Below are 23,361 nucleotides of genomic sequence, written 5' to 3'. Positions count from 1 at the left end.
CGGGGCAGACCGTCGATCCCGGCAGCTTTGGCCAACAGGTGCTAGTGTCCTGCGCCTGAAGTTTATGACAAAGGCGTGTTGTCAGGATCGGCGTCGAGCGTTCGCAGGCAGAAGCGCTTGACGCTGGCCAGGATGGTATCGGCCGACTTCACCCATCGGAATGGCTTCGGGTCAGCGTTCGTGGCCTGGATGAACGCGCGGATGTCGCGTTCAAGCTCCTCCACCGAGCAGTGCACGCCCCGTCGGATGGCCCGGTCCGTCAGCAGGCCGAACCACCGCTCGACCTGGTTGATCCAGGAGGCGGAAGTCGGCGTGAAGTGCACCTGGTAGCGCGGGCGCTGCGCCAGCCAGTCGCGGATCAGCGTCGTCTTATGCGTCGCCGAGTTGTCGAGCACCAGGTGCACGTCGAGGTCGTCCGGCACCGCCGCCTCGATCTCGTCCAGGAAGCGGCGGAACTCGCTGGCGCGGTGACGCGGGTAGCACTGCCCGATCACCGTCCCGGCCTTCACGTCGAGCGCGGCAAACAGACTGGTGGTGCCGTGCCGGGCATAGTCGTGGGTGCGCCGCTCGGCCTGCCCGGGCCGCAGCGGCAGCAGCGGCTGCGTGCGGTCGAGCGCCTGCACCTGGGACTTCTCGTCCACGCAGAGAACCAGGGCGCGAGTGGGCGGCGCCAGGTAGAGCCCGACGATGTCGCGCACCTTCTCGGCAAAGAGCGGGTCGGTCGAGAGCTTGAAGGTCTCGGACCGATGCGGTTGCAGGCCGAAGGCGCGCCACACCCGCCCGACCGTCGTGCCCGACACGCCGCTGGCCTTGGCCATGCTGCGCCGGCTCCAGTGGCTGGCGCCTGGCGGCCGCTCGCAGAGCGTGCGATCGATGAGTTCGGCGACCTGTTCGTCGCCGATTTTGCGCGGTGCCCCTGAGCGAGGCTCGTCGAGGAGCCCGTCCCTGCGCTGACGGGCGAACCGTTCGCGCCACTTGCCGACCGTGTGCTTGCCAGTGGCCAGTTCCGCCGCGATGGTGGTGTTGCTCAGCCCGTCGGCAGCCAGCAACACGATCCTGGCGCGCAGCGCCAGTCCCTGGCCTGTTTTGCGACGGCGAGCCCAGCTCTCAAGCTCCGCTCGTTCCTCGGTGCTCAGATCCAGGGGCGTGGGCACGCGGTAGGCCATCGGCACCTCCCAGCATCCCCACATTTTGTCATAAACTTCAGGCGCAGGACACTAGTGTTCCGGCCCGGGGCCTCCACAGACGAAGTACGCCGGAGCGTCCACCCAGGTCGGATCACCCCGCCGGGCGTACGAGTTTCAAGCGCCGCAGTTCATCCACGATCACCGGCCCTAGGCGCAGCGTGCCGATGTCCTCGATTCCCGCCAGCCACTTGCGCGCCGCATCAGGCGTGAGGTTGCTGTCGGGGAACTCCGGCTGGAGGGCCGCCGCGGCGATCCGGGACAGGCCGAGCTCCATGAACGACCAGCCGGACTTGGTCGAGATGCCCAACTCCAACGCCAACGGGAAATCGTAGACGTCGCCGATCAACCCTTCCTGCCCGGTCTCCCGAAGGACGATGTTGAGTATGTCGATGTACGCCTTGCCGAGCTGGACGAAGCGGAAGCGTACCTGGTCCTCGATGAGGTCGAACTCCCGGCGGACGACGTCGTCCACGACGATCTCGTCGGGATCCTGAACCCTGCTGGCGGGGTTCTTCTCGCGAATGATCCTGTTGGCCTCGATCCTCTTCGCGTCGAACCTCCTTTGCCGCTCGACCGCCTTGGCGAGCATGACGGGATAGGGCACCCCGCGCATCCAATCGAGAGCGATGCCGGACACGAGGCCCGCGAAGTTAACGCTCCCCCCGTTCACCTCCCTGTGGATCCTTGAGAAGATCGAGCTGTACGACTTATAGGCCCCCTTCCCGAGCGGACTGACGGGTATCAGCCTGCGCGTCTTCCCCTCCTCGACCTTCTTCAGCATGTTGTCGTGGAGCCGACGCAGGCCGAAGGGATCGACGGTCCAGTTGGTCGCCAGCAGCGTCGCCGGAAGACCGATCCGCTCGTTGGCGGCGATGCTCGCCTCGGTCAGGCGGGCGCGCAGCCCCTCGTCGAGGCTGCCGAGGGTACGATCGACGTACCCGCGGACGTCGCTCCCGGCGGCCTTGGAGATCAGCAGCCCGGCGGCTGCCCTCACGCGCAGAGCGTCGTCGTCATTCGGCAACTCGGCAGGCATGGCGCCGCCCAACGCCCCGAGCAGGCGGTCTGGAACCTCCGAGGCCGTCCGCAGGAACGCGGACTGGACCTCGTAGCCGACGAACGCGTCGAGGGGCTTGTCCGGCCAGTCCTCGTAGTCGACGAGGAACACGTTTCCCACGATGTCGGCGGACATGCGCCCGGCGCGCCCGGCGAAGTTCCACAGCGCCGCGGGAGCGAGCGGCTTCCTCGTGCCCCTGGTGGGCGTGTCGATGAAGACGTTCCGTGCCGGGAGGTTGATGCCCTCGAACAGCGTCGTCGTGCAGACGAGGAAATTTACGTGGCCGTCGCGGAAGGCGCTCTCGAGGGTCTCGCGAAGGAGCGTCGGCATCTTGCCGTAGTGGAACGCCACGCCCTTCCGGATCATCCCGGCGAGCGTGTAGTCGGGATGAATGTGCTTCCTCACGAAATCGGAGATCGTGGCCAGCGCGGGGTCGCCGCCGTCCTTAAGATCGTGGGACAGTTGCCGCGCGACCTTCTCCGCATCCGTTGGGCCGGTCGCGTAGACGAGGGATCCCCCTATCGAGCCCAGCTCGAGGGCCGCGGCCGCCAGTCGGCTGTCCGGCACGTCGAAACCCCGCCCGCTCCGGTAGGTGCCGAGCCGCCGCGGACCGTCCGGCGTCAGCAGGTCCAGTTCGAGCGCGTTGCCGACTTCCGCCTTCCTCAACTGGATCCTGTTCTGGAGGACGGAGGGAAGCTCGTTACGCGCCACGGTGAGATCGGGCGCGCCGATCGAGGCGCCGATCGCCTCGAAGCCGCGAGCACCCGGCGCGAGGAGCACGAGGCGGGTCGTCCTGCTTCGGCTGACCGCCTGCTCGACACTGTCCTGGAGGATCATCCCGCGGGAGCCGTCCGAGAGGTTCTGGGCCTCGTCGACGACGACGAGGTCGAACGTCACGGCCGAGGCGGCGAGCAGCACCTGGAGGCGTTCCTGTGTCAGCACGAAGACTTGGCGGTCCGGACCGGAGGGGTCCTGCGTCGGCACGGTGGTGATCCTGACGTCGGCCGCCTCGCCGAGGCGCCTCTGGATCTTTGCGCTCACCTCCGACAGGAGCGCCCGCGTGGGAGCGACGTAGACGGCGCGGAAGGAAGCCGCCCGCTCGACCTGCCGGCACAGGTGCTCGATGACGAGGAACGACTTGCCCGCCGACGTCGGCGCCGAGATGGCGATCGCCCGTGCGTCGGGCAGTTCGTCCCAGGCGTCCTTCTGGAAGTCGGTCAGGGGGATCCACTGGTCGCCGACCCTGACGGTGTTCAGCTCGCGCGAAAGCGTCCGGCGGAGTGCGTCGAGGAACGAGGCTCCGGTCTCGGCACCCTCGCGCCTGACGCGGTCAAGCGCGGGGAAGTTGCCAAGGTCCGTCAGGATGCGGCGGCCGCGCTGGTACGCTCCCTCGTTGCCCCCCGCGACGATGAGCGAGTTCAAGGCGATGGACTGCGCCATGCGCCTGTAGGCGAGAACGTCCGTCTGCACGAAGACACCCGCGCAGTAGAGGAGCTTGTGCAGGTCCTCGTCGGAGGGCGGCTCCGTCACGGTCTCGATCTCGGCGGCAATGGAGCGGGCGGCGCCCGAGCTCTCCAGGCGCCACAAGATGTCCGAGAACACCGCGTGGCCCGCCATGCGGTCCGAGAGGTCCAGGGCAAAGCTCATGCCGGGTCGCCTCCCGCGTCCTCGTCGTCGTCCATCTCGAGGTCGTCGCCGTCCAGCGGCAGCTCCCGTTCGGCCACGCCCATCGCCGCGTAGAACGCCTTCCGCAACTCGCGCACGTCGGGCACCGCCACGAGGAGGACGATCGCCTTCGCCGGGTCTGCACCATGCTTCAGCAACTGCTTCCTCGCGGCAAGCCGCAGCTTGCCGTGGTCGGCGGCGTACCGTTCCGCGAAGTCGCGCTCGTGGATGTCGGGGGGCTGGTCGTCGCGTATGCGCAGGCGCTTGCCGAAGTGCCCCGGTTCCGAATGGCAGATGATCCCGACGAACCGTTCCCTGCGCCGGAGTTCGGGGTGGCCAATTACGTCGAAATGGTCGAGTGCGCGCTGTCTTGCCTCGCCCTCAAGCGCGTCTAGGTTCCCGAGGTCCGCGACGATCTCGTACTCGCGGAGGTACTGGCGACGGTCGCTCAGGAACTCGGCGGCCGACGCGGCGTAGGACGCCACGCCCCGCCGGCCCTCGCTCGCCAGCTTTGACTCCAGGAAGTAGACCGTCAGCGCGCCGTTCTCGAAAACCGCGTGGATGCCGTCGAGCCCGTGGACGGGCATGTTGGCCGCCGTCTTCAAGGACATCTTACTCGCCACCTGCGCGGCCCCGAGGTGCTCCTGCACCAGGCAGTAGGCCAGCACTTCGCCCAGTTCGCTCGCGCGCTCGGGATGGCGCGCGTTGAAGTCGATGAAGAGATCCCTGACGGCCCGGTAGCATCGCGCGACCGCCGTCATGTCCGCCGCGATCTCGCGGCGGAACCTCTCCTGCCTGCGCCGGGGGAGTGCGTAGTACATGCACTCCGTCCAGAGTAGGTAGGCGAGGTCCTCCACCCTCGGCCTGTCCTCGCCGAACCGGACGTGCAGCAGGCCCGTCCGGGGGCCTTCCCAGGCCTCGTCATGGACCGCCCGAACGCAGCAGTTCACCACGCCATCGATTTTCGAAGGATTCAGCAGGGTCGCGAGCGCGCGGGCGAGGGCTTCCGCGTCCGCATCGGGGCCGTCGCGATCCGCTCCGCCGTTCGCCATCCTAGTTCGAGGCACGGGCACCGGCGCTCGGGTTCCCCGGGCAGCGGCGTGGCGGGTAAGATTTCGCTTCGGTCGGCTGCATCGATTCGGCTCGTGCGGAGACGGCCGACTAGAGCCGATGGTCGGCCCAACCGCAACCTATGGGCGAACGGCTTGTTGCTGCACACAAGAATTTATCGGGCGTTCGCGGGGGGCGGCGATCCCAACATGCTTCCCGGAGTTCTCGATGGGCGACAAGGGAATGATCGACGACGGGGTAGTTGTCAACGCCCCTGACCTGACCTTCATCTCGAAGGCAATGACCACGCGCCAGCCGGACGCAACTGCTCAAGCCTGCGACCAGGAGTGCTGGCTGCTTCCCAGCAGAATTTGATCCGACGCGGGGAAATTCATGCGGCAACTAAGGGCTGGATGAATGACCGGCGGGTTTCGGGATTGGGTCGAACTTAGCTGAACGGCGAGGATGGGCGCATCACCGCCATAGTAGCAGCGGAACAAGCGTCCGCTTTCGGGATCCGCACGGTCACGCGTGAATGACTGCGTTCGGTCGAAAGCCGTCCCCGCATGGTCAAAGCTGGTCAGGTTTAGGCTGGGAGCTTGGTGTTCGATACCAGGCCGCTGAATTAGGCGCCCTGCAGCGATTCAGGAGCCCATGCTCTTTCAACGAGGAGGCCTCTCCGGGTACTGCGGCAGCCCATCATCGAGCTTGACCCAATCCTGCTTGCTGGACGTCCACATGTGCGCGGTCGGTCTGAAGGCGGTGGGTTCGTCCAGACTACCGCACGTTAGCCCGATTACCCCGCTGCCCACGCGCTCGGAGAACAGGGCCGTCCCGCAGATCTGGCAGAAGCCGCGAGCCAGCGCCGGTGAGGAGTTGAACCGGCTGACAGGTCCCGAGATCGTCACGGCTTCGATGGGCATCAGAGCCCGGGCGTTGAATGCAGCACCGATCGCTCTCTGGCAAAGGCGGCAATGGCACACTCGGACATTGATCGGATCGCCTCGTGCCTCGTAGCGTGATGCCCCACAGAGACAGCCACCCTGGAAGATCCTGCTCACCGAGATCTCTCCACATCGCTTTGTTGGCCGCCTGTTCACGAACCGGCAGCATGCATGATGCAGCTCAGACTGCGATATGTGGAGCAATTGGTTTCATTGCGGGTCTGGAGATCGGTCTGCCTTTTTTTAGGTTCGGGCGAAGCTGGAGCTGGATTCAGGTCGGAGACACTCAGCCTTGGGGTTGGATGCACTCAAGCCTCGTGCGGCCCGTCCCCTAAGATGTAGATCAGAGGCTGCTGCTCCAGATAGCGAGCGGGGCGGACATGGGAGGCCCGGACCACTGCCGCCGCCCTGTCGTGACCAACTGCGCCGCACTTGCCCCGCTCATCAGAACTGCGGGCAGCAGCTTGAGCAGTTCCGGCTTGACCATTGCCTCGGCCGACTGCGCGGCTTCAACATCGCCGGATGCGCTCATCTCCAGTCAGTGCCAGGATGGGAGCGGAGGACGCTTGAGTCATCGCCGGCATTTCGGGGGCTCGGCATGGTGCCGGTATAGGGTCAGCCCCTTTCCCTGGAGGTCAGACCGGCCCGGATAAGCACTCGACGCATGCTGGCCTGTGACTGGCTGCCAGCATCACGGTCTTGACGAACGGAGCAGGATGCCAAAACATCAATTCGCGCCGGTTCGCGTTCCGCGCTGACGAGACCTCGACGCGCCAGCTCGCGTCGCATGCTACTGCTCGACTGTGAAAAACGGCCCCTCATCTCGTCGGCCAGTAGAGTGTGAGCGCACGTAGTGGCAGCGGGTTGGTGTGATGGCGCGACACGATTGGTCGGAGCGTGGCTCGTCCCAGCCAACCGTGTCTCTTGGTAAGCGGTGAGATCCCGGACGAGTCCATCGAAGTCGCGCTGCTCGTCGTCAGTCAGTGAACGATTTCTTACGATGAATTGCATCTCGTTGAGGCGCGCCTGCGCTTGGCGATGCTCGTCTTCTGTTCGGATCATCGTCCACCTGCTTCTTCCTGGAGAGAAATGGGGACAGCACCCGCGGCGGTGGAATGCCTCCAACACCGCCGCGGGTGCCTCACCGGGGAGGAGAAGGCCCCAGTGATCTCGGGTCAGGCGGCAAGGTCCTGCTCGGCGAGCCAAGCCTGTCGGCGGCGATCGGCTTCGGCCTGCCGCCACTCCTCAAGGTCGATGCCGAGATCGGGCAGATCCCAGATGGTACCGCGCAGACCGGCAGCGCGGCGGCGATCTGCGGTGGCCTGCCAGTTGTGCGGCTCGGCCGCGACGGCGAACCCCCGCTCGATGGCCAGGGCTGCGACTGGATCGGGCAGGTGCTGCTGGCGTGCATCCACGGAAATGGGTACGTGGCCGGGCTTGGGCGAGTAGCGGAACGGCTCTGTCACCCAGAGCATCGTCTCGGTCCTGGCCGGCATGAAGTCGGGCTCGGGCGCCACGTACCGGGGTAGATCCGGTGAGGCTCCACCATCTCGGATGCGAGCGGCCCGCTCACGCATGCTGCCGGTGACGAAGACGGCGGCCGGATCCGGACTTTCGATGACCTCGATTGGCTCGGCGGAGATCCAGCCCCAACGGGTCTGACGTGCGGCCTCGGAGTATTCGAGGGAGGGGAGCGCCTTGGCGAGCATCTGGCCGGCGAGATAGCTGGCGATCCGCTCGGGGCTGTAGGTGTCCGACTTGGTGAAGAGCGGAGCGGCGATCGGCGTGATGGCGGCGATCAGGGACGCGTGGGCCTTAACGAGATCCGCCACCGCTCGCTGCACCCGAGCCGCTGCCGCATCGACTGCGTCGGCATCGCGATCAAGCGTAGAGGCGGCACTCTCCCTCTCCGCCCTGATGCGATCGTCCGTGATCCGATCCTCAGCGGCAGCGATCCTGCGCTCCACTTCGGCAAGAGCGTCCGCAACCCCGAGGGCGGCGCCTTCGAGCTCGCGGACGGTATGCTCGGCCTCCGCGATCGCGGCTGCGTCGCCGCCCTGGATGAGCAGCTCGCGGCGGGTGGCGATGGCGCGTTCGACGTCGGCCGCAAGCACGTTCTGCCGGGCCTGCAGGTTGTCGCGCGTGGTGACGAGGCCGGCGAGTTCGGTTTCGATACTCGGGGGCGAGACATCGGTGACGGGCTTGGGGCGGCGCATACAGGCTCCGATCAGACTGTGCGCCTGCGGTCGCCACGGACCGCGAAGCGCTGAAGGTTGGGGAGCGGCCGGAAGCGCGCTCCGTCGAGGGTGAGGCGGGCCTGCACGGCGCCGCGCACATAGTCGGCGCTCGTCAGCCCCTTGGCGGCCGCGACGGCGCGCACCGCGGACGCGATGTCGTCCGGGACGGCGACGGTGAGGCGGGAGAGGAAGGCGACGTCATCGAACATGCCGCCATCGTGCGCCAGCCGCGCGCGCCGCGGGACTGGACAGAACTGGACACGGGGGCTGGACAAACGTGCCATGCCGCGGGCGGAGTGCGGCTCGGCCGCCTCACTCGCCGGCCTGACGGGGGCCGCACGCTTCCCCGGGCCCGATGCGATCGAAGCCGCCGCACCAGTCGTCGTCGAAGACGGCCGGCCACACCCGCCAGCCGGGGGAGGCGGCGACCTCGTTGTCGAGCCCGGGCGGATGGCGCCGGCACTCACCGTCGTCGGGCCGGTTGGCAAAGGGATTGGCCGTGGTGGGGCCGCGGTGAAACCAGCGGCAGGCCGAGCAGGTCGGAGGATTCGGCATCAGGCACTCCCCTTGGTCGATGAGAAGCGGCGCGCCGGTCGGCGCCCGCGAGGGATTCGGCATCGGATAGTTCGAAGGCGGTCAGGCCTGCGGCGGCGTCAGGAAGACATGCCAGCGGCCGGCGATCTTGCGGCCCTGGCCGCGGCGGGCCCGCTTGCGCGCAGCATCCTTGGTGCAGCCCCAGGCGCGGCAGGCTTCCGCCAGGGGGACCAATTCAGCCGGCGAGGCGTCTCGGCGCGCCAGGACCGCACGAAGGGCGTCTGCGGCCCTCTCCGCGGCCTCCAGCGCCGCCAGACAGGCGTTGCGCTCCTCGGGCGTCATCCGGCTATCCCTTCGTGGGCCTGCCCTGCGGAGCGCAGACGCTCGGCACCCACTCGGTGCTGTAGGTGTCATCGGCGAAGTACGGCAGGCGGGTCGTGTGGGCCTCGCAGGCCGCCTGATCGAAGGGCTCCCCGGCCAGGGCGGCCAGCTTCGGCCAGTCGGGCTCCTGCGGCGCGTCGGGCTGCATGCCCGGCCAGGGTCGAGGATCGAGCGGGCTATCGGAGTACGGGGCGAATTCGGCGTGCCCGAAGTGCTCCATCGCCTCGGATGCGAGACCGTGGAGTTCCATCCGCAGGATCTCGGTCAGGCCGTAGGCGACCGGGATCGACACGCCGGCCTCGACGACCATCGCCGCCACGATCGGCTTGCAGCGGTCCAGCACGCGCCCCAGCGTCGCCCGGACGCAGCGAGCCGCGAAGGCGAAGTCTTCCTCGTCGGCGTGGGCCTCGACGGGCTCCGGCGCGGCTTTCGGCGCTTCCTTCGGCGAGATGCGGGCCGGCCGGTGGGTAGTGCCGCCTCGGTACTTCGCAGGGCGCTGATCGAGGATCCGCTCGGTGGCCTCGACATTGACCTTGCCATTATCGGTCAGCACGAGGATGCCGCGGCGATCCCATTTCGTCACCGTGCCCGGGTCAACCCCTCGGCGCACAGCGAACTCCTTGCGGGTGAGATTTGCCATTTGCGTTGCCGTTTGCCGTTTGCCGGGTTTTCGGACCCTGGCGCTAGCGCAATCGGGGACCCCGACCACCCGTGTACGTTTCGACTTGCCAGGGTCCCTGACGGTCCGGAGGGTGGCGGGATCGAGGGGCAGGGTCTTCGCGGCCTCGACAACAGGCAGCGGCATCCCATCCGCAAGCTGCGCGGTGTCGCCTGAAGCGCCTCGGCCGGCGGGTCCGTCTAGGGCCGCTTGGTGGGGTTGGTGGGGTTTGGTGGGGTTGTTTCGGCCACTACTCCGCACATGTCACGGATGTGCGTGTGTATGTGTCTGAGGATGCGTCTACGGTTCTGGGACAGTTGCCGCGTAGGTACCGAAACAACCCCACCAAACCCCACCAACCCCACCGCTGGCCGCCTGAGCACGCCGTCTGCGCGTCCAGAACGCAGCCGGCCGAGCCTGCTCTCATCCTTTCGCTCGGGGGTTCCGCGATTGTGAGCGCATGAGCGAGGCGCTCGAACCCGCTTCGCGTGACAGGCGCTGGAACCAGCGTTTCATGGTCGGTCGAGCGGGACGTCCAACGGCAGGCGCCGCCACGCGCAGCCCGTGGGCAAGGGGCGGAATGGCGTTGAGTATTGCGCGGAGCGATCGGCACCAGGGGCGGCCTCTGAGGGCGGGGCGCGGCAGGAGCGGGGGGAGTGCTTGTCTGGCGTCGGTCAGGCAGGTTGCGTAGGACAGACTCTCGCGTGCCACTGAGGCGCGGGCGACGGGCGTCCATATCTGGGCTCGTGGGTGAGCGCCAGGCAATCTCCCACAGGCAACGACACCCGTTCGACTATTATGAAACGAAATCCTGTAGTTCGCATGATATCTAGCTTCGCGCTGAAAAGGTATCTGCTATTTGTATCATTCCCAGTAAGTCATTCTTAGAGAGAAATGTATTTTGGATATATTTATTCTGCAAATGTCTAAGCTACGTCACAATATGAGTAATTTAAAGATATTACTTAGATATCGCGGCTATTTATACCGACATAACGACACAGGGCACACCATTTTATGATGCGCCCCACGCCGATGCTTGATCCGATATAGATCAAAATTTTAGCTTATCTAATTTGTAACTATTTTGATGCACGCCTGTAGAGGCAAATTGTGACTCCAGTTTTTCGCACGACCGACTGCCGAATTTCCAGATACGCTTGGACTTTGCTCCCAGGCCCACCAACCGTTTCTATCTGCCCATCCTGATACTGAAATTATTGTCTGACCAGCTGGAGCCCCAACGCTTACCAAGCTACATTTCACACATCCTTGCCCACAAGAATAATTTTCCCCTTTGCAATCCACACCTGTTGCCGGCACAGATGAGCATGATGTGAACTCGCCAGCCGATGAGCTTGTATGTATAATTAATGTGGCCGTAAGCGCTAATATTGATGATGTTACTGCACGCATGATTCCCTCCATCTTGTTCTATTAAATGTTGGTTTCAATTTTGAGCAGATGTCTCTAGTCTATGCTGACGCTCTCCTTTCCAGATATAGTCATGGTGAAGCAGTTCCAGTTGTTCATAAGACCAGAGTCGCAGTACCCGGGTCTATTTTCACGTTTGTAGCACATTCGTCCTGTGTTGCTTACGAATATTGCTCCAATTGCCATCGGACCATCAAATTGAACAGGGCAATTATCTTCGGGAGATTGATTGCAGGTAATTATTGAAACGCGGCAAAAATTCTGGGTTGAAGTCGCTTCGATTTGCTGTGCATGCGCCGCCGTTGAGAACAGAGCGACGACACTTACTAAGAAGACAAATAGCATCTCGGCCTCCTTGAGAAGCATTGCTTCCTATCAGATGAGAGGAAACTATTTACGTTGGATGTTTACTAAAAATAATATCGGCTTTTATGCGTGATGATTTCAAGACATCCTGGCAGGCGGCCTCAATGCGCAAGTAAAATTAAATGCCAAAAGATTAGATTTCATCCCCTATTTGAGGTATCAGAATCAAATTTCGGAGAATATGTTCGGTAGGTGCGTTTGACGACGAATCGAAGCCCGATTTGACGGCAATAAGCTTGCTAAATCAAAGACTTAGAGCTGCAGCTGACAGCAACGTGATAGGCGCTGTTCTAGAGAGAAGGCAGCGCGCTCAGCATCCAGCGCACCACCCCCGCCGAGGTACCGGCCTCCACGATGCGGCAGCCGTTCACGAGACGCCCCTTGTTGCGGCTCAGCCATTGCCCCAGGCGTAGGTTCGAGATCTGGCCGCCTTCGCCCGCCACGCTCAGCAGCGCCTCGCGGAACTCGGAATGGCGGAAGCCCCGCCCCCGGCGATCAGCATAGCCGGTGTCGTAGTCGGGGGGCGACCCGTCCGGCTCGATGGCGCGGGCGATCACGTCCTTCGCCGAGACGCGCTCCTCCCCGATCACCTCCCGCCACTGCGTGACCACGGCGCGGAACGCGACCAGTTTGGGATCGGCCTCCCGCAGGCCTTCCATCGTCTCGCAGGGATCCGGCTCCCCGAGCCAGATCAGCGCGTCCCGCACCCATCCGGACCACGCCTCGAACGAGCCGAGCGGCGGCGCCTGACGCGGCCGGCCGGCGACGTGGAAGGCCAGCAGGACGGTGAGTGCGGCGCGGACGTAGAGCGGCCGGTTTCGCCGGATCTCGTCCAGGGGCTTCACCGCGAACTCGCGGGTCTCGGGCCGCTCCACGCCGGGGTCGAGCCTGCAGAGCAGCGCGCGGCGCGTCATGTCCCCGACGAACACGAGGTTGTTGCCGGTCGCGAACATCGCCGCGTTGGACGGCACCTCGGCGAGCTTCGAGAGGCCGAGGATGCGGACCTTCAGCGTCTCCTGCGTGATGGCTTGGCAGAACAGGTCGCCGCCGACCGGGCGTTCCACGTTGTCGATCGAGATGACGGCATCGCCCGCGATCAGGGCCGCGCCGAGGCGCTTCTCGGCCTCGTCCTCGGACTTGCCCAGCGACATCACCGCAGCCTGCCGGCCGTCGAGGATCATGCTGGCGATGTCGACCAGCAGCGACTTGCCGGATCCAGCTGTCGGCGCGTCGAAGCCGTGCATCGGGGCGGTGGGGAGCGCGCGGCGGGCCATGCCGGTCAGAATGCCGGACAGGGCGACGGAGCGATCGACCGGGCGGACGAAGGGGAACGTCGCCACCAGCCGGCGCAGATGGTCGAGGGCGTGCGCAGCCGAATCCTTGCTGGGCACGCCCCGCAACGGGTCGAACGCGACGCCCTGCGGATCGTAGAGCAGGCCGGTCGCCTCGTCGTAGCCCGGCGCGTCGAGGATCGAGCCGTCCGGGCGCGGCACCGGGCAGTTCACCACGCCGGAGATGATCGGCAGGCGCCATTGCCCCTCGCGGGCCAGGTAGGTGTCGGCGACGCGCTGCGGGCAGTCGATCGGCACCCAGTCCTCGGCGCGGCCGTCGTAGCGCTCCCAGCGGGCGGCGCGGGTCATCAGCTCGGCGACGTGCGCGGCCCGGACCGGCACGAGCCGAACGCCGATGGTCTTGCGACCGTCCGCGACGGCGACCTTCACCAGGGCCGGGCGCACCACGAGGCCGCCGCGCTGGTAGAGCCCGAGGCCGGCGTCGATCAGCGCCCGCTCGCCGCGGGTGACTACGCTCGGCAGGTTGCCGCCCGCGACGCGGATCACCGGCCGCCCATCGTCCCCCGGCTCCGCGGTGCCGGCGTCCGGCTCGGACGCCCGCGCCTCCCGGGCCGCGCGGCGCTGCGCGCCCGCCCGGCGCCAGCCGTTCTGCGCCGCGTGCCAGAACAGCGTCGCCACGCTGACGGTCCGGCCCTGCGCGAAGGTCGGCCACTTCCGGGCCGTCACCGCCGGGTCGTTGCGCGGCGACGTGGCGGACCAGCGCTCCCACAGGTCCTGACCGGCGGGGCCGAGCCCGTCGTAGAGCGCGAAGCCGATGCGGACCCAACCGTCGTAGTCGAAGTCGTTCGGGACGTGCTCGAGCGCCGCGGCGATCGTGGCCTGATCCGGCGGCGCGCCGTCCTTCAGACCGGCCGCGCGGCGGCCCTCGGTCTCCTGCTTGGCGGTCGCGCGCCTGCGCTCCTGGCGCGTCGCGCCGCCGGCCGCGCGGATCATCTCCTCGGCCTCGGCCACAAAGGTACGGAGCTGGCCCTCCGTGACCTCCGGCAGGTCTGCGAAGTCGATGGCAAGCGGCGAGCCGTCCGGCCAGTCGTAGGGCCGGCGGGTCTCCGGATGGATGCCGTAGGCGACGAACTGCTGGCCTCTGCCCAGAACCTCGATCTTGGTCGGCTTCTCGGCGTCGTCGGCCGTGAAATGCAGGGCGGCCGTCTGGATCTTGTCGACGGGCAGGGCGACCCGGTAGCAGAGCAGCGCCTTCGGGGCGCGCCCGATGCGCCGCAGCGGCGTCGGCCCCAGCACCTCGACGGCACGCGCCTCGATGGCCGCGGCGAGGTCCGGGCGGAGCACGTCGATGTCCGCGCCCACCAGCGCACCGGTGAGCAGGCCGGTGTTGACGCTGCCCGGCTCCGAGCGCTCCCAACCCTCGATGGCCGTGGGCGAGGCATCGAGGCACCGGATCTGCCACTTGGACATCAGCGGTCGCTTGCCGGCGGAGGGCACGTTCATGTCCGGCCCGGCCACCGGCACGGGGTGATAGCCGCGCTCGCGCAAGGCGAGGCGGATCCGGGTCGGACTGTCGACCGGGTCTGTCACTCGGCGCCCCGGAGATCCACAATACCGAAGCTGTCGGCCCCGCCGGCGGCTCGGCGCGCGACGTCGTACAGGCCCCTGGCCTGAGTTTCGGTCATGTCGACCTCGGCATTGGTTGGGCCCTGGAACGGGATCCGGTCGCGGGAGCCGGGCGTGATCTGCTTGACGGCCACGAACCAGCGCATGCCGTCGAGCAGCGGCGGCAGCGCGTCCACGTGCTCGCAGAAGAACTGGACCTCCACCGGAGCCATGTGCCGGATGCGATGCGAGCGTTCCGGGAAGCGCTCGAAGAACCGGCGGTCGGCCTCGATGAGGACGCCGATCTCGGGCGGCGCACTGCGGACCACCATGATGCACGCGCGCGGGTGCTCGGCCGCCGGGGGGCGGCGTCTCGACTTCGGCATGTTGGGATCCAAGTTGTGGGCGGCTTCGAGGGAGGCCGTACGCTGGTGTTCGGTCACGCGCGACGGTGCTCAATGCACCCGGAAGTCAAAACTCAATCAGCTTGGCTATGTGAATGATCGGTTTCGACTCTAGGCAGATGGACCAACCTTGGCGCGCTAATGATAGTCGGAACCTCTTAGTCGGCCGTCGCCGACTAGAGCCTCCGTTGACGTACAGGCTCTCACTAGGGAGGATGGTAGGCGGGTCAACCAGCGTCCGCGAGCAGCAGCTGGCCCTCAATGCGGATCGGGCAGGTCATGCGCAAGCGCCTCAAAATTGGACGTAATTCTTTGTGCCCTTGCGGTAGCGGCAGGAAATTCAAACGCTGCCACTTAAACCAAGCGATTGATATGCAGCAAATTAGCACAAAGAGAGAGGTCACGAGTGACGGTGGAGAAAATTACGAACTCGATAAATCCGGTTTTCATCTAATCAAAACGACAGATTTAGCTCAATTATCTGGTTTTGATGCAAGCGCTAGTTTCGGAATGGACGGTGAAGAACCTGATGTAGCACGCATTTGGTACATGTCAGTCTGTGCAAACTCTGAAGAGCTCCGTTCGGTCATGGATCCATCGACTGCTAAGGACTGGCTGCTTCGGACACGCGCTGATGCCATATTGGACAGCACGCGCATATTTCGCGTTAGTGTTGCTAGATCTCAGAGAATCCAGCGCGGACTTCTCGATGATCTGTATGCAAATGACTTTTCAGAGTACCTAGAAAAGCTCGACAGCATCGATCAACTTATATGCGAAGACGTGCCATCTGGCTTTATCTTGACTAACATCCCCAATGCTCAGTGTGTCAGGACTGAAAATGGTAAAATAATTATCGTATCCGAGGTTATGCGGCATTTTCTATACTACATGTCTCTAGGCACGACAGAGCTCGAAGTTCCGCTGGAAGTAAGACGCAACGCTTTGTTGATCGCTGTTCGAGTCATGTTCATGTACGAGACAATGGATTTTGAGATTGATCCGCGCGGAGAGGTACCATATGACCTCCACGCTGAGATTGAGAGAGTTGTTGAAGCTCAAATACAATTCGTTATAGGTCATGAATATGCGCATCATCGACTTGGTCATTCATTTGATGACGTGATCAAGATTCACAGCAAGCAAGGCGGCGCGTTCATCGGACAAAACCCATCACAACTTAGCTTGTATAAGCGCGGCTGGGAACAAGAGTTTGAGGCTGACACGGCAAGCGTGATGGGGGCGAAAGCTTGGGAAGCACGACATCGACTAGTGCATGGTGCTATACATTTCTTCCTTGCGCTATATGTCTTCGAAACTGTGGCCGATAGGTTGGATAAAGCGTTTGCTTCAATCGACACCCATCCTCCGACTGTGGAAAGATTTTTTCGGATCGTGAATCGTTTTGGTTCTGAATTTTCAATAGATCGGAGCGATGCGGAAAAGTGGCTAGAATATCATCGGCGTATATCTGATCAAATAATTGCGCTTGCTGAGTGTCAACCAGAGAATTTCCGCAGATACGGGTCAATTTATCTTGCTCAGTGGCAAGGAAAGCCCCTTGTTGACAGGATCGACTACTGAGTCCTTGTGACATTTAGGATTCTGATATTTAATCAGAATTCTCACCGCGAGAAGGGCTAGGCCGTACATCTGTATCATCTATTGGGATCGAAGGCGTGGTAAGCGTTTGATTATATGGAATTCCGCTTTCCACCCTCAGAAATCCCTTACAAGGTCAAGCATTTTGAGGTTTACCCTCTGACTGTTGCCGCCTATAGAGGCGTCCGCTCATCCCGCGCCGCCGCTTCGCGCTCAGCGAGCCAAGCCGCGATCGCTCCGCGACGCCCACACACTGTTCGGCCAACCTTGAAGGTCGGCAGGCCGTGTTCGGCCTTCAAATGGTAGACCTGCCGGACCTTCAGCTGGAAGGCCTCGGCGATGGCGGGGACGCCATACAGCACGTCATCAGGGGAACGGTCGGGCCTCATAGCTGGGTGCTCCCATGCGTAAAATGATGCGAAACGGAGAAGCCGTCAGGCGGCGTCAATCGGTGCTAACCTGTTGATTCCTATGGCTTCGAGCGCGGCCACCATGCGTATATAAAAATCCCCGCCGAAGCGGGGATAAGCCATTGATGTGAAAGCGTATTTTTGCTTATTGCTCACCGTCGTCTTCAGCAGCTGCGTGCACGCCATCAGGGTGATGGTCTGCACGCCCGGCTCGGTGGCCGCCAGCATCGGCCCGCGGGCGACCTCGACCCGGGCAGTGATGAACCGGCCGCCGTTGGACGATTCCTTGCTCAGGCGGCGGTAGCGCTCCGCCCACTCCACCACGTTGAGGTTCGGGGGAGGGGTGAGGCCACGGCGCCATGACCGCGAGAGGCTCGCCGTGTCAGCCGAGATCCGCTGCCGGCTCGCCGAGTTCGGCGAGGTGTTGATGGACATGCGCCGTCAGGACCTGGGTCAGCGCGCGGGGATCGACCTTGAGTTCGTCGGCCATCGTGACCGCGATCCGCGCCGGCCAGGACAGCCACGCGTCCCGCAGATCCCGGGCGGTCTCGAAGAACAGCCGCTCGGCCGCCGCGCGATCGACCAGCTTGCCTTCCTCCTTCTCGACGGCCTGTTTCCGCTGGAGGCCGAGGAAGTTTTCCTTCCGCTGGATGGCTTGGTTGAGCGGCAGGTTGGGGTTGTCGAGGTCGAAATCCGGATCCTCGTCTCGCGCCTCGGCATCAGCCTGGGGTACACGCGGTGCCCGGACCGGAGGCGGCTCGCGTGCCGGGCGCTGGCTCCCCGGCACGGTACGCACAGGCCGGTGGGTGACGCCGCCCCGGTACTTGGCCGGGCGTTGGTCAAGGTTCCACTCGGTGGCCTCGACGTTCACCCGCCCGTCGTCGGTGAGGGCGAGCAGGCCCTGCGCCTTCCACTTCGTGACGACGGCCTTCGAGACACCGCGATGCCGCGCGAACTCGGCCTGCGTCATGGCCTCAGCTGAGGGTTCACGGCCTGCGTTCACAGTTCACCGTTCACGGGTTGCGGCACCCTGGCGCTAGGAAAAGGCGGGGCCCCGACCACCCGTTTAGGTTTGAACCCTCCAGGGGCCCTGACGCCGTGCCTATCGGGAGGCTCAGAAGGGGGCGCTGCGGTCCGACCAATGCCGGTGCTTGCGAGCAATGCGGACACATCCTTGGAGGGTCACCAGCTGTACCCGCCCGTTGAAGTAGGGATCGCGCTTGATACGGCCGCTTGCATTCCGGGCCGCCACGATCACCTCGCCCGTCACATCGTCGGCGGTGTGGACAGCCTCTAACCGCTCTCCATCGAGTGTCACGGCGAAGGTGATGCCCTGATCACGCGCCTCGGCGTAGGCTCGGAAGCCGGGGTCGCGCTCATCGATCGAGATCCGCATGGGTTCTCTCCGAGGAAGCCTTCACAACCCCAACAACGCGGATCCACCCCATACGATCAGCACCGCGTCCGCCATCGCGAGAGGGCGGCGCTCGGCGTGGGCTCACTCAGGGTCCGCCTGCAGCTCCTCGACGATCTCGACAACCGCCTTGGTGCCGACCTTGTAGGAGGGCGAGCCCTCTGTCTCGTCCTCGAACCTGACCTTGAACGTCAGGCCACTGGCTGCCGGGTCGTAGCCGGCCTGCCGGGCGGCATGCTCCCGAACCACCCGCTCAAGCTCGCGCCGGTCGATGAAGCACCGGACCTCACGGCGGTGGATGTAGGTGCTCCGAACGTCGGCCATGCCGTCTCTCTCACCGCAGGCCGAGCAGATACTCGCCCACCAGCACGATGGTGACGACGAGGGCGGAGGTGCCCGCAAGGCTGGCCATGAGGACCAGCAAGTCACCACCCCAGCCGCCGCCGGTCAGGCCAGACATAGGCTCGCCATTATCTGCAAAATACTTTGAGAAGTTCTCGTCTTTGCCGTTGACGTCTCAAGTATTGGTCAGTATAACTAAGACATCAGAGATGGAGACAACAGATGAACACCACCATCACCGCCTACCTCGCCGGCCTCGACCTCCGCAACGACATCCGCGCCCTGATGATCGAGACCAACGAGGGGAAGGAGTTCCGGCAGATCGAGGAAGCCGCCCCCTACGACATCGAGGCGGAGATGGAGAAGCTGCTGGAGGAGGCGGGGGCTTAAGCCCTCCAAATTCGAAGTGAGACCGGCCTACTAGCGAAAGCCAGCCCAGCCCTCAGCGCCTATATGTCGGGGAACCCATCCATGATGGCCGACGTGCGCAGATCAGGTCGATTTGCAACTTGACGCTGTTTCCAAGCTGAGCTGTAACAGCAGCGCGTGCCTCAATTCACTGTCGCTTCTCGCAGAAGCCTCTGCGGCCGGGCGACTGCCCGAGAAGGGAGGTGATACTGATGGCAACGCGTAAGATCGGCAGAAGCGCCGTGACTGGGCGCTTCACTACGGTGAAGAAGGCTACGTCCAAGCCCAAGACTCACGTCGTGGAAACGATCAGGAAGAAGTAGCTTTGCTACAACTTCCGGCGCCGACCGGCTCACCCCGGTCGGCGCTTGTCCCACCGAAGAAGTCCCGCCACGACCTCTCGCGCGGGGCCACCAATGCTACCGCACGGGAGGACGGTGACATTTTTGCCACAGTCTGCCCGTGCTGACGTGTCTGACATATCACGCCGCCACCGAGAACTTCAAGCCGGCCGCTTTCGCCTGCCTGTGGGTCCACGCGGCTTGCGGCGGCAGATCGCCGTTGCGGATCAGGTAGGCGATCAGCCGCGGCCACGGGCGCTCGGGATGGCTCTGGCGCAACGTCGCATCAAACTCCCCCCGCAGGATGCTCAGGCGCAGGTCGTAGACGTCCTGCTCGGGCAGGTCCGCCCATCCGGCCGAGGCGCCCCGCACGACGTGCTCCAGGCCCTCGATGTTGGCGATGTCCTGGCAGCTGTGATCCAGGCCGAACACCACCGTGCGGGCGAGCAGCGGCCTCTCGGCGATGAACCTCTGCCGGGAGCGGATCCGCCAGAACCGGATCATCGGGAGCACGGTATCGATCCCGCGCCGCTGCATCGCGTCCCTGACCCTGATCTCGCAGCTCGGGAAGGTGACGGCGGCGTGCCAGCGCAGGGGCGTCGGCTCGCCCGCCGCGTGCGCCATCGCCGTCGACCGGCGCATGTCTCGCGACCAGCGGCACCGCTCGCCGAGGCGCAGGGCAGGATCGGCCGGCAGGACGGGCGCGTCGGTCGCATCACCGGCGGCGTGGGCGAGGGCAGTCGAACGACGAGACATGGGGACGGCACTCTTGGGTTGGCGCTCTGATGGTCTGGCGAACTCGCCGGTGGTCACTCAGTGTCGGGTGCTGGCAACCAAGGGCGATTCTTTCCGAGTGCCATTGGCGTGCTCCCGTGGGGCTTTCGGGCGAGGGGGGGGGGTTAGGGGGACTTCGGGGGGGTGCCAGCCTCACACCCCTAAAACTGTCACGGATGTGTGCGCTGTGTGTGTGGGAGGCTCTTGGAGGAAGAAGTGGTTTCTGACAGTTCCACGCGTTGACCGTAGAACCCCCCCGAAGTCCCCCTAACCCCCCCCTCCCGCTTCACTCCGCAGCCCACGCATGGGCGTGACTGACCTGCGACAGGCTGTATTTATTTCCCCTCTTTTCATCAGGATTGACGTGTATCTTGAAGTCATCGACTACACGCCCGCCTATCCTCTTGAACCACAGTCCAAGTTTTGCGCTGTTCACAGCCCCCATATTGCCGGCCTGCCGGAGGAGAAGATCTCGGAATTCCGGGTATCGGAACTCTCCGGTGTGGTCGCCGAACTGGTTGGTATGTCGCTCGCACGCGGCCTGAATGATACTATTGACCGAATGAGGCGAACCGAGATGCAAGCCGGGATGGCCGCGCCAATGCTCGAACAATTCGCGGATCGCGGAGAGTTCAGGATCCTCTTCGCGGGCCGTTTCCATGCTCGTGACCGGATCTTCCTCACCGAGCCAGATCAGGGGCGCGCGCACTATCTCGGACCACGCGCCATAGCTCCCGATTGGACCGCACACCGTGGGCGAGCCCGCGGCGCGGTAGGCCAGGACGATCGTCAGCGCGGCGGCCACGTATGCGCCACGATCGGCCAGCACGCGCTTGACCGGATCGAAGGCGAACTCGCGCAGTTCGGGCCGCTCCACGCCGGCATCCATTGCGCAGATGACGGCGCGTCGGGTCATGTCGCCGACGAGCGTGAGGTTGTTGCCTGTGGCGAAGACGGTTGAGCGGCACTCCAGTTCGGGCGCCTCGCTCTTGCCGAGGATGCGGACCCGCACCATCGGGCGCTCCGTCATCTGGCACAGCATGTCGCCGCCGAGTTCGCCGTTCACGTTGTCGATCGACACCACCGGCACCGCCTCGCGTAGCAGGGCACCGAGCCGCTTCTCGGTCTCCTCCTCGGTCTTGCCGGCCGCGATGACCGGGCAGCGCCGGCCGGTGGCGATGGCCGACGCGAGGTCCACGAGGTAGCTCTTACCCGTGCCCGGCGTGTGCGCATTGACCGCGTGGAGCGGCGTGACGGGTAGCGCGCCGCGTACCACCCCCGTGATCATGCCGGACAGAGCCACGGCGACGTCGACCGGCGTCACGAACGGGAATTCCGCGATCAACTCCTTGAGCAGCTTGATCGCCCGCTCTGCGTCGGCGCGCGTCGGGCGATCGGGGATCGCCGGCAGCTTGAAGTTCGGCGCCAGAACCAGCAGCAGGCGTGTGGCGGGATCATAGCCCGGTTGCGCCAGCACCGTTCCGTCCGGCCTCAGCGTCGGTGTCGTGACGATCCCGGCCACGGGCGACAACCGCCACTCGCCCTCGCGCGCCAGCAGGGCCGTCATGACCTCCGCCGGGGGATTGATGGTGACCCAGTCCTCGCTGCGCGCATCGTAGCGCTCGAACCGCGCCACCCTCGCGGCGTGGTCGGCCATGCTCGCCGGGCACATCTCGCGGAAGCGGGTCACCAGCGTCGTCTTGCTGTCCGCTGCGGGCACGAGTTCGGTGACGGGCCGGACGAGCGATCCAGCCCGGGTGAAGATTTGCGCTCCGGCCTTGAGAAGCGCTGCTTCGGTCTCCCTGACCGCGCGCGGCACCTGGCCGGCGATGACGCGTATAGTCGGTACGCCGATCTCGCCTGTCTCAGGGTCAGCACCGTGTGCCCCCCCTTCCTCCGAAAGGTCCTCGCCCTGCACCCCGTTGCGCAAGCGCTCGGCCCGGCGGGCGCGCCGGCGGGCGCCGGGGGAGCGCTCGCGGCTTCGCCATCCGTTCTGTGCGGCATGCCAGAACAGGGTCGCAACCGATACGCTGCGGCCCTGCGCGAAGGTCGACCACTTCTTCGCGGTCAGTTCGGCATCGTTGCGGGGGGACGAGGCGGACCAGCGCTCCCAGAGGTCGCGCCCAGCCTCGCCCAAGCCGTTGTAGAGGGCAAAGCCGACCTTCACCCACCCGTCGTAGTCGAAGTCGTTCGGGATGTGCTCGAGCGCTTCTGCGATCAGCGCGCGGTCCGGAGGCTGCCCTTCGCTCAACCCGGCTGCTCGGCGTCCGCCATCCTCGCGCCTCCGGTTCTCACGCCGACGTTCTGCCGTGGTCGCTCCGCCGGCAGCGCGGATCATCTCTTCGGCCTCAGCCACGAATTGCCGAAGCTGGCCTTCCATTACCTCCGGCAGATCGGCGAACGCGACATCCAGCGGGGAGGCATCCGGCCACTCATAGGGGCGCTGCGTTTCCGGGTGGATCCCGAACCCCACAAACTGCTGCCCGCGGCCGAGCACTTCGACCTTGGTCGGCTTCTCGGCCACGTCCTCGGTGAACCGAAGATCGGGGGTCTGGATCTTGTCGAAGGGCAATGCGGACCGGTAGGCGAGCAGCACCTTCGGAGCGAGGCCGATGCGGCGGAGCGGCGTGATGCCCAGCAGCTCGCGGGCCAGGGCTTCTATGGCGGCGGACAGTTCCTCCCGTCGGATGTCGATGTCCACGCCCGCCAGCGCGCCGGTGAGCAGGCCGGTGTTGGTGCATGCCGGCTCGGCGCGGCGCCACGCGCGCAGCGTTTCGGCCGAGGCGCCCAGGCACCGGGTCTGCCAGTCCTTCATCACCGGGCGCTTGCCCGCGGCGGAGACGTTCATGCGCGGCCCGGACACCGGCACCGGGTGGTAGCCGTTTCGGCGCAGCGTGAGGCGCAGTTCGGTCAGAGCATCGTCGGGGGTGTCACTCATGGGCGCCGCCGAGGTTCACGATGCCGTAGCCCGCGCCGGTCCGCTCGTTGTCGGCGACGGCAGACCACAAGCCGGCGGCCAAGTCCTCGGGGAGATCGACCTCCGCGGCCTCAGGGCCCTGAAACGGCTGCCGGATCCGCACACCGGGGGCGACCTGCTTCACCGCGACGAACCATCGCCATCCCGGGATAGGAGCGCGCAGGACTTTGCCGGCGCGCTCGAACGCGGCCCGCTCGGCATCCGACAGGTGGCGCACGCGGTGCGACCGATCCCGGTGACGCCGGAAGAAACGGCGATCGCCCTCGATCACCGCCTCAAGAT

Annotated in this window: 23 protein-coding genes; 3 read left to right on the top strand and 20 right to left on the bottom strand. The window is 65.1% G+C overall.

Going from position 1 to position 23,361, the window contains the following annotated elements; all coding sequences use genetic code 11:
* Positions 1-62: 62 nt before the first annotated feature.
* From ACE101_RS22670 to ACE101_RS22660, 3 genes are all read right to left on the bottom strand, one after another.
* Complete coding sequence (locus ACE101_RS22670) at positions 63-1,166, bottom strand: IS630 family transposase (protein ID WP_379134412.1); 1,104 nt, start codon at positions 1,164-1,166, stop codon at positions 63-65.
* Between the two features lie 112 nt (positions 1,167-1,278).
* A complete protein-coding gene (locus ACE101_RS22665; RefSeq protein ID WP_379134410.1) occupies positions 1,279-3,888 on the bottom strand; it encodes a DEAD/DEAH box helicase in 2,610 nt (869 codons plus the stop codon).
* Positions 3,885-4,958, bottom strand: coding sequence for a HamA C-terminal domain-containing protein (locus tag ACE101_RS22660; protein ID WP_379134407.1), 1,074 nt, complete (start codon positions 4,956-4,958; stop codon positions 3,885-3,887). Before ACE101_RS22660 ends, ACE101_RS22665 begins: the two co-directional genes overlap by 4 nt.
* Positions 4,959-5,184: 226 nt before the next feature.
* Here ACE101_RS22660 and ACE101_RS22655 point away from each other — a divergent pair, with 226 nt between their 5' ends.
* Positions 5,185-5,331 (top strand): hypothetical protein, encoded by a 147-nt coding sequence (locus tag ACE101_RS22655; protein ID WP_379134404.1) that lies wholly within the window; start codon positions 5,185-5,187, stop codon positions 5,329-5,331.
* A gap of 287 nt (positions 5,332-5,618) precedes the next feature.
* Here ACE101_RS22655 and ACE101_RS22650 read toward each other — a convergent pair whose 3' ends face one another.
* The 9 genes from ACE101_RS22650 to ACE101_RS22610 form a co-directional block, all read right to left on the bottom strand.
* Positions 5,619-6,008 carry a GFA family protein gene (locus ACE101_RS22650; RefSeq protein WP_379138853.1) on the bottom strand — a complete coding sequence of 130 codons (390 nt, stop codon included), beginning with the start codon at positions 6,006-6,008 and terminating at the stop codon, positions 5,619-5,621.
* 235 nt (positions 6,009-6,243) lie between these two features.
* The gene (locus ACE101_RS22645) at positions 6,244-6,432 is read right to left on the bottom strand and encodes a hypothetical protein (RefSeq protein ID WP_379134401.1); all 189 of its coding nucleotides are present in this window, start codon (positions 6,430-6,432) and stop codon (positions 6,244-6,246) included.
* A 643-nt stretch (positions 6,433-7,075) separates the two neighbouring features.
* The gene (locus ACE101_RS22640) at positions 7,076-8,116 is read right to left on the bottom strand and encodes a hypothetical protein (protein ID WP_379134398.1); all 1,041 of its coding nucleotides are present in this window, start codon (positions 8,114-8,116) and stop codon (positions 7,076-7,078) included.
* An 11-nt stretch (positions 8,117-8,127) separates the two neighbouring features.
* Positions 8,128-8,346, bottom strand: a complete 219-nt coding sequence (locus tag ACE101_RS22635) for a hypothetical protein (protein WP_379134395.1) — start codon at positions 8,344-8,346, stop codon at positions 8,128-8,130.
* A gap of 103 nt (positions 8,347-8,449) precedes the next feature.
* The gene (locus ACE101_RS22630) at positions 8,450-8,692 is read right to left on the bottom strand and encodes a hypothetical protein (RefSeq protein ID WP_379134393.1); all 243 of its coding nucleotides are present in this window, start codon (positions 8,690-8,692) and stop codon (positions 8,450-8,452) included.
* Between the two features lie 81 nt (positions 8,693-8,773).
* Positions 8,774-9,013, bottom strand: a complete 240-nt coding sequence (locus tag ACE101_RS22625; RefSeq protein ID WP_379134390.1) for a hypothetical protein — start codon at positions 9,011-9,013, stop codon at positions 8,774-8,776.
* A 4-nt stretch (positions 9,014-9,017) separates the two neighbouring features.
* Positions 9,018-9,857, bottom strand: a complete 840-nt coding sequence (locus ACE101_RS22620) for a hypothetical protein (RefSeq protein WP_379134387.1) — start codon at positions 9,855-9,857, stop codon at positions 9,018-9,020.
* Positions 9,858-11,800: 1,943 nt separating this feature from the next.
* The gene (locus ACE101_RS22615; RefSeq protein WP_379134384.1) at positions 11,801-14,392 is read right to left on the bottom strand and encodes a PriCT-2 domain-containing protein; all 2,592 of its coding nucleotides are present in this window, start codon (positions 14,390-14,392) and stop codon (positions 11,801-11,803) included.
* Entirely contained in the window at positions 14,389-14,793 is a 405-nt protein-coding gene (locus ACE101_RS22610) for a hypothetical protein (RefSeq protein WP_379134381.1), read from the bottom strand. The genes ACE101_RS22615 and ACE101_RS22610 overlap by 4 nt, the downstream gene beginning before the upstream one ends.
* A 297-nt stretch (positions 14,794-15,090) precedes the next feature.
* On the opposite strand from ACE101_RS22610, the gene ACE101_RS22605 reads away from it, so the two are divergent.
* On the top strand, positions 15,091-16,395 hold the full coding sequence (locus tag ACE101_RS22605) for an SEC-C metal-binding domain-containing protein (RefSeq protein ID WP_379134378.1): 1,305 nt from the start codon (positions 15,091-15,093) through the stop codon (positions 16,393-16,395).
* Between the two features lie 452 nt (positions 16,396-16,847).
* Here the strand turns inward: ACE101_RS22605 and ACE101_RS22600 are convergent, their stop codons facing one another.
* From ACE101_RS22600 to ACE101_RS22580, 5 genes are all read right to left on the bottom strand, one after another.
* Positions 16,848-17,258 (bottom strand): hypothetical protein, encoded by a 411-nt coding sequence (locus ACE101_RS22600; RefSeq protein ID WP_379134376.1) that lies wholly within the window; start codon positions 17,256-17,258, stop codon positions 16,848-16,850.
* Positions 17,206-17,793 (bottom strand): hypothetical protein, encoded by a 588-nt coding sequence (locus ACE101_RS22595; RefSeq protein WP_379134373.1) that lies wholly within the window; start codon positions 17,791-17,793, stop codon positions 17,206-17,208. Before ACE101_RS22595 ends, ACE101_RS22600 begins: the two co-directional genes overlap by 53 nt.
* Before the next feature lie 144 nt (positions 17,794-17,937).
* Complete coding sequence (locus ACE101_RS22590; protein WP_379134370.1) at positions 17,938-18,219, bottom strand: hypothetical protein; 282 nt, start codon at positions 18,217-18,219, stop codon at positions 17,938-17,940.
* 102 nt (positions 18,220-18,321) lie between these two features.
* Complete coding sequence (locus tag ACE101_RS22585) at positions 18,322-18,561, bottom strand: hypothetical protein (RefSeq protein ID WP_379134368.1); 240 nt, start codon at positions 18,559-18,561, stop codon at positions 18,322-18,324.
* A gap of 10 nt (positions 18,562-18,571) precedes the next feature.
* The gene (locus tag ACE101_RS22580; RefSeq protein WP_379134366.1) at positions 18,572-18,697 is read right to left on the bottom strand and encodes a hypothetical protein; all 126 of its coding nucleotides are present in this window, start codon (positions 18,695-18,697) and stop codon (positions 18,572-18,574) included.
* 104 nt (positions 18,698-18,801) lie between these two features.
* Here ACE101_RS22580 and ACE101_RS22575 point away from each other — a divergent pair, with 104 nt between their 5' ends.
* The gene (locus ACE101_RS22575; protein WP_379134365.1) at positions 18,802-18,969 is read left to right on the top strand and encodes a hypothetical protein; all 168 of its coding nucleotides are present in this window, start codon (positions 18,802-18,804) and stop codon (positions 18,967-18,969) included.
* Positions 18,970-19,469: 500 nt separating this feature from the next.
* Here the strand turns inward: ACE101_RS22575 and ACE101_RS22570 are convergent, their stop codons facing one another.
* The 3 genes from ACE101_RS22570 to ACE101_RS22560 form a co-directional block, all read right to left on the bottom strand.
* Positions 19,470-20,141, bottom strand: a complete 672-nt coding sequence (locus ACE101_RS22570; protein WP_379134364.1) for a transcription termination/antitermination NusG family protein — start codon at positions 20,139-20,141, stop codon at positions 19,470-19,472.
* Between the two features lie 247 nt (positions 20,142-20,388).
* On the bottom strand, positions 20,389-23,040 hold the full coding sequence (locus ACE101_RS22565; RefSeq protein ID WP_379134361.1) for a PriCT-2 domain-containing protein: 2,652 nt from the start codon (positions 23,038-23,040) through the stop codon (positions 20,389-20,391).
* Positions 23,033-23,350 carry a hypothetical protein gene (locus tag ACE101_RS22560; RefSeq protein ID WP_379134358.1) on the bottom strand — a complete coding sequence of 106 codons (318 nt, stop codon included), beginning with the start codon at positions 23,348-23,350 and terminating at the stop codon, positions 23,033-23,035. Before ACE101_RS22560 ends, ACE101_RS22565 begins: the two co-directional genes overlap by 8 nt.
* Between the last annotated feature and the right edge of the window lie 11 nt (positions 23,351-23,361).

It is taken from the genome of Methylobacterium carpenticola, assembly GCF_042748905.1.
Classification (GTDB): domain Bacteria; phylum Pseudomonadota; class Alphaproteobacteria; order Rhizobiales; family Beijerinckiaceae; genus Methylobacterium; species Methylobacterium carpenticola.
This window is presented reverse-complemented; position numbering and strand designations above follow the sequence as displayed.

Coding starts and splice junctions, on each gene's coding strand:
- ACE101_RS22670 (WP_379134412.1), bottom strand. CDS start 1,166: ATGGCCTACCGCGTGCCCACGCCCCTGGATCTGAGCACCGAGGAACGA.
- ACE101_RS22665 (WP_379134410.1), bottom strand. CDS start 3,888: ATGAGCTTTGCCCTGGACCTCTCGGACCGCATGGCGGGCCACGCGGTG.
- ACE101_RS22660 (WP_379134407.1), bottom strand. CDS start 4,958: ATGGCGAACGGCGGAGCGGATCGCGACGGCCCCGATGCGGACGCGGAA.
- ACE101_RS22655 (WP_379134404.1), top strand. CDS start 5,185: ATGGGCGACAAGGGAATGATCGACGACGGGGTAGTTGTCAACGCCCCT.
- ACE101_RS22645 (WP_379134401.1), bottom strand. CDS start 6,432: ATGAGCGCATCCGGCGATGTTGAAGCCGCGCAGTCGGCCGAGGCAATG.
- ACE101_RS22640 (WP_379134398.1), bottom strand. CDS start 8,116: ATGCGCCGCCCCAAGCCCGTCACCGATGTCTCGCCCCCGAGTATCGAA.
- ACE101_RS22635 (WP_379134395.1), bottom strand. CDS start 8,346: ATGTTCGATGACGTCGCCTTCCTCTCCCGCCTCACCGTCGCCGTCCCG.
- ACE101_RS22630 (WP_379134393.1), bottom strand. CDS start 8,692: ATGCCGAATCCTCCGACCTGCTCGGCCTGCCGCTGGTTTCACCGCGGC.
- ACE101_RS22625 (WP_379134390.1), bottom strand. CDS start 9,013: ATGACGCCCGAGGAGCGCAACGCCTGTCTGGCGGCGCTGGAGGCCGCG.
- ACE101_RS22620 (WP_379134387.1), bottom strand. CDS start 9,857: ATGCCGCTGCCTGTTGTCGAGGCCGCGAAGACCCTGCCCCTCGATCCC.
- ACE101_RS22610 (WP_379134381.1), bottom strand. CDS start 14,793: ATGCCGAAGTCGAGACGCCGCCCCCCGGCGGCCGAGCACCCGCGCGCG.
- ACE101_RS22605 (WP_379134378.1), top strand. CDS start 15,091: ATGCGCAAGCGCCTCAAAATTGGACGTAATTCTTTGTGCCCTTGCGGT.
- ACE101_RS22600 (WP_379134376.1), bottom strand. CDS start 17,258: ATGTCCATCAACACCTCGCCGAACTCGGCGAGCCGGCAGCGGATCTCG.
- ACE101_RS22595 (WP_379134373.1), bottom strand. CDS start 17,793: ATGACGCAGGCCGAGTTCGCGCGGCATCGCGGTGTCTCGAAGGCCGTC.
- ACE101_RS22590 (WP_379134370.1), bottom strand. CDS start 18,219: ATGCGGATCTCGATCGATGAGCGCGACCCCGGCTTCCGAGCCTACGCC.
- ACE101_RS22585 (WP_379134368.1), bottom strand. CDS start 18,561: ATGGCCGACGTTCGGAGCACCTACATCCACCGCCGTGAGGTCCGGTGC.
- ACE101_RS22580 (WP_379134366.1), bottom strand. CDS start 18,697: ATGTCTGGCCTGACCGGCGGCGGCTGGGGTGGTGACTTGCTGGTCCTC.
- ACE101_RS22575 (WP_379134365.1), top strand. CDS start 18,802: ATGAACACCACCATCACCGCCTACCTCGCCGGCCTCGACCTCCGCAAC.
- ACE101_RS22565 (WP_379134361.1), bottom strand. CDS start 23,040: ATGAGTGACACCCCCGACGATGCTCTGACCGAACTGCGCCTCACGCTG.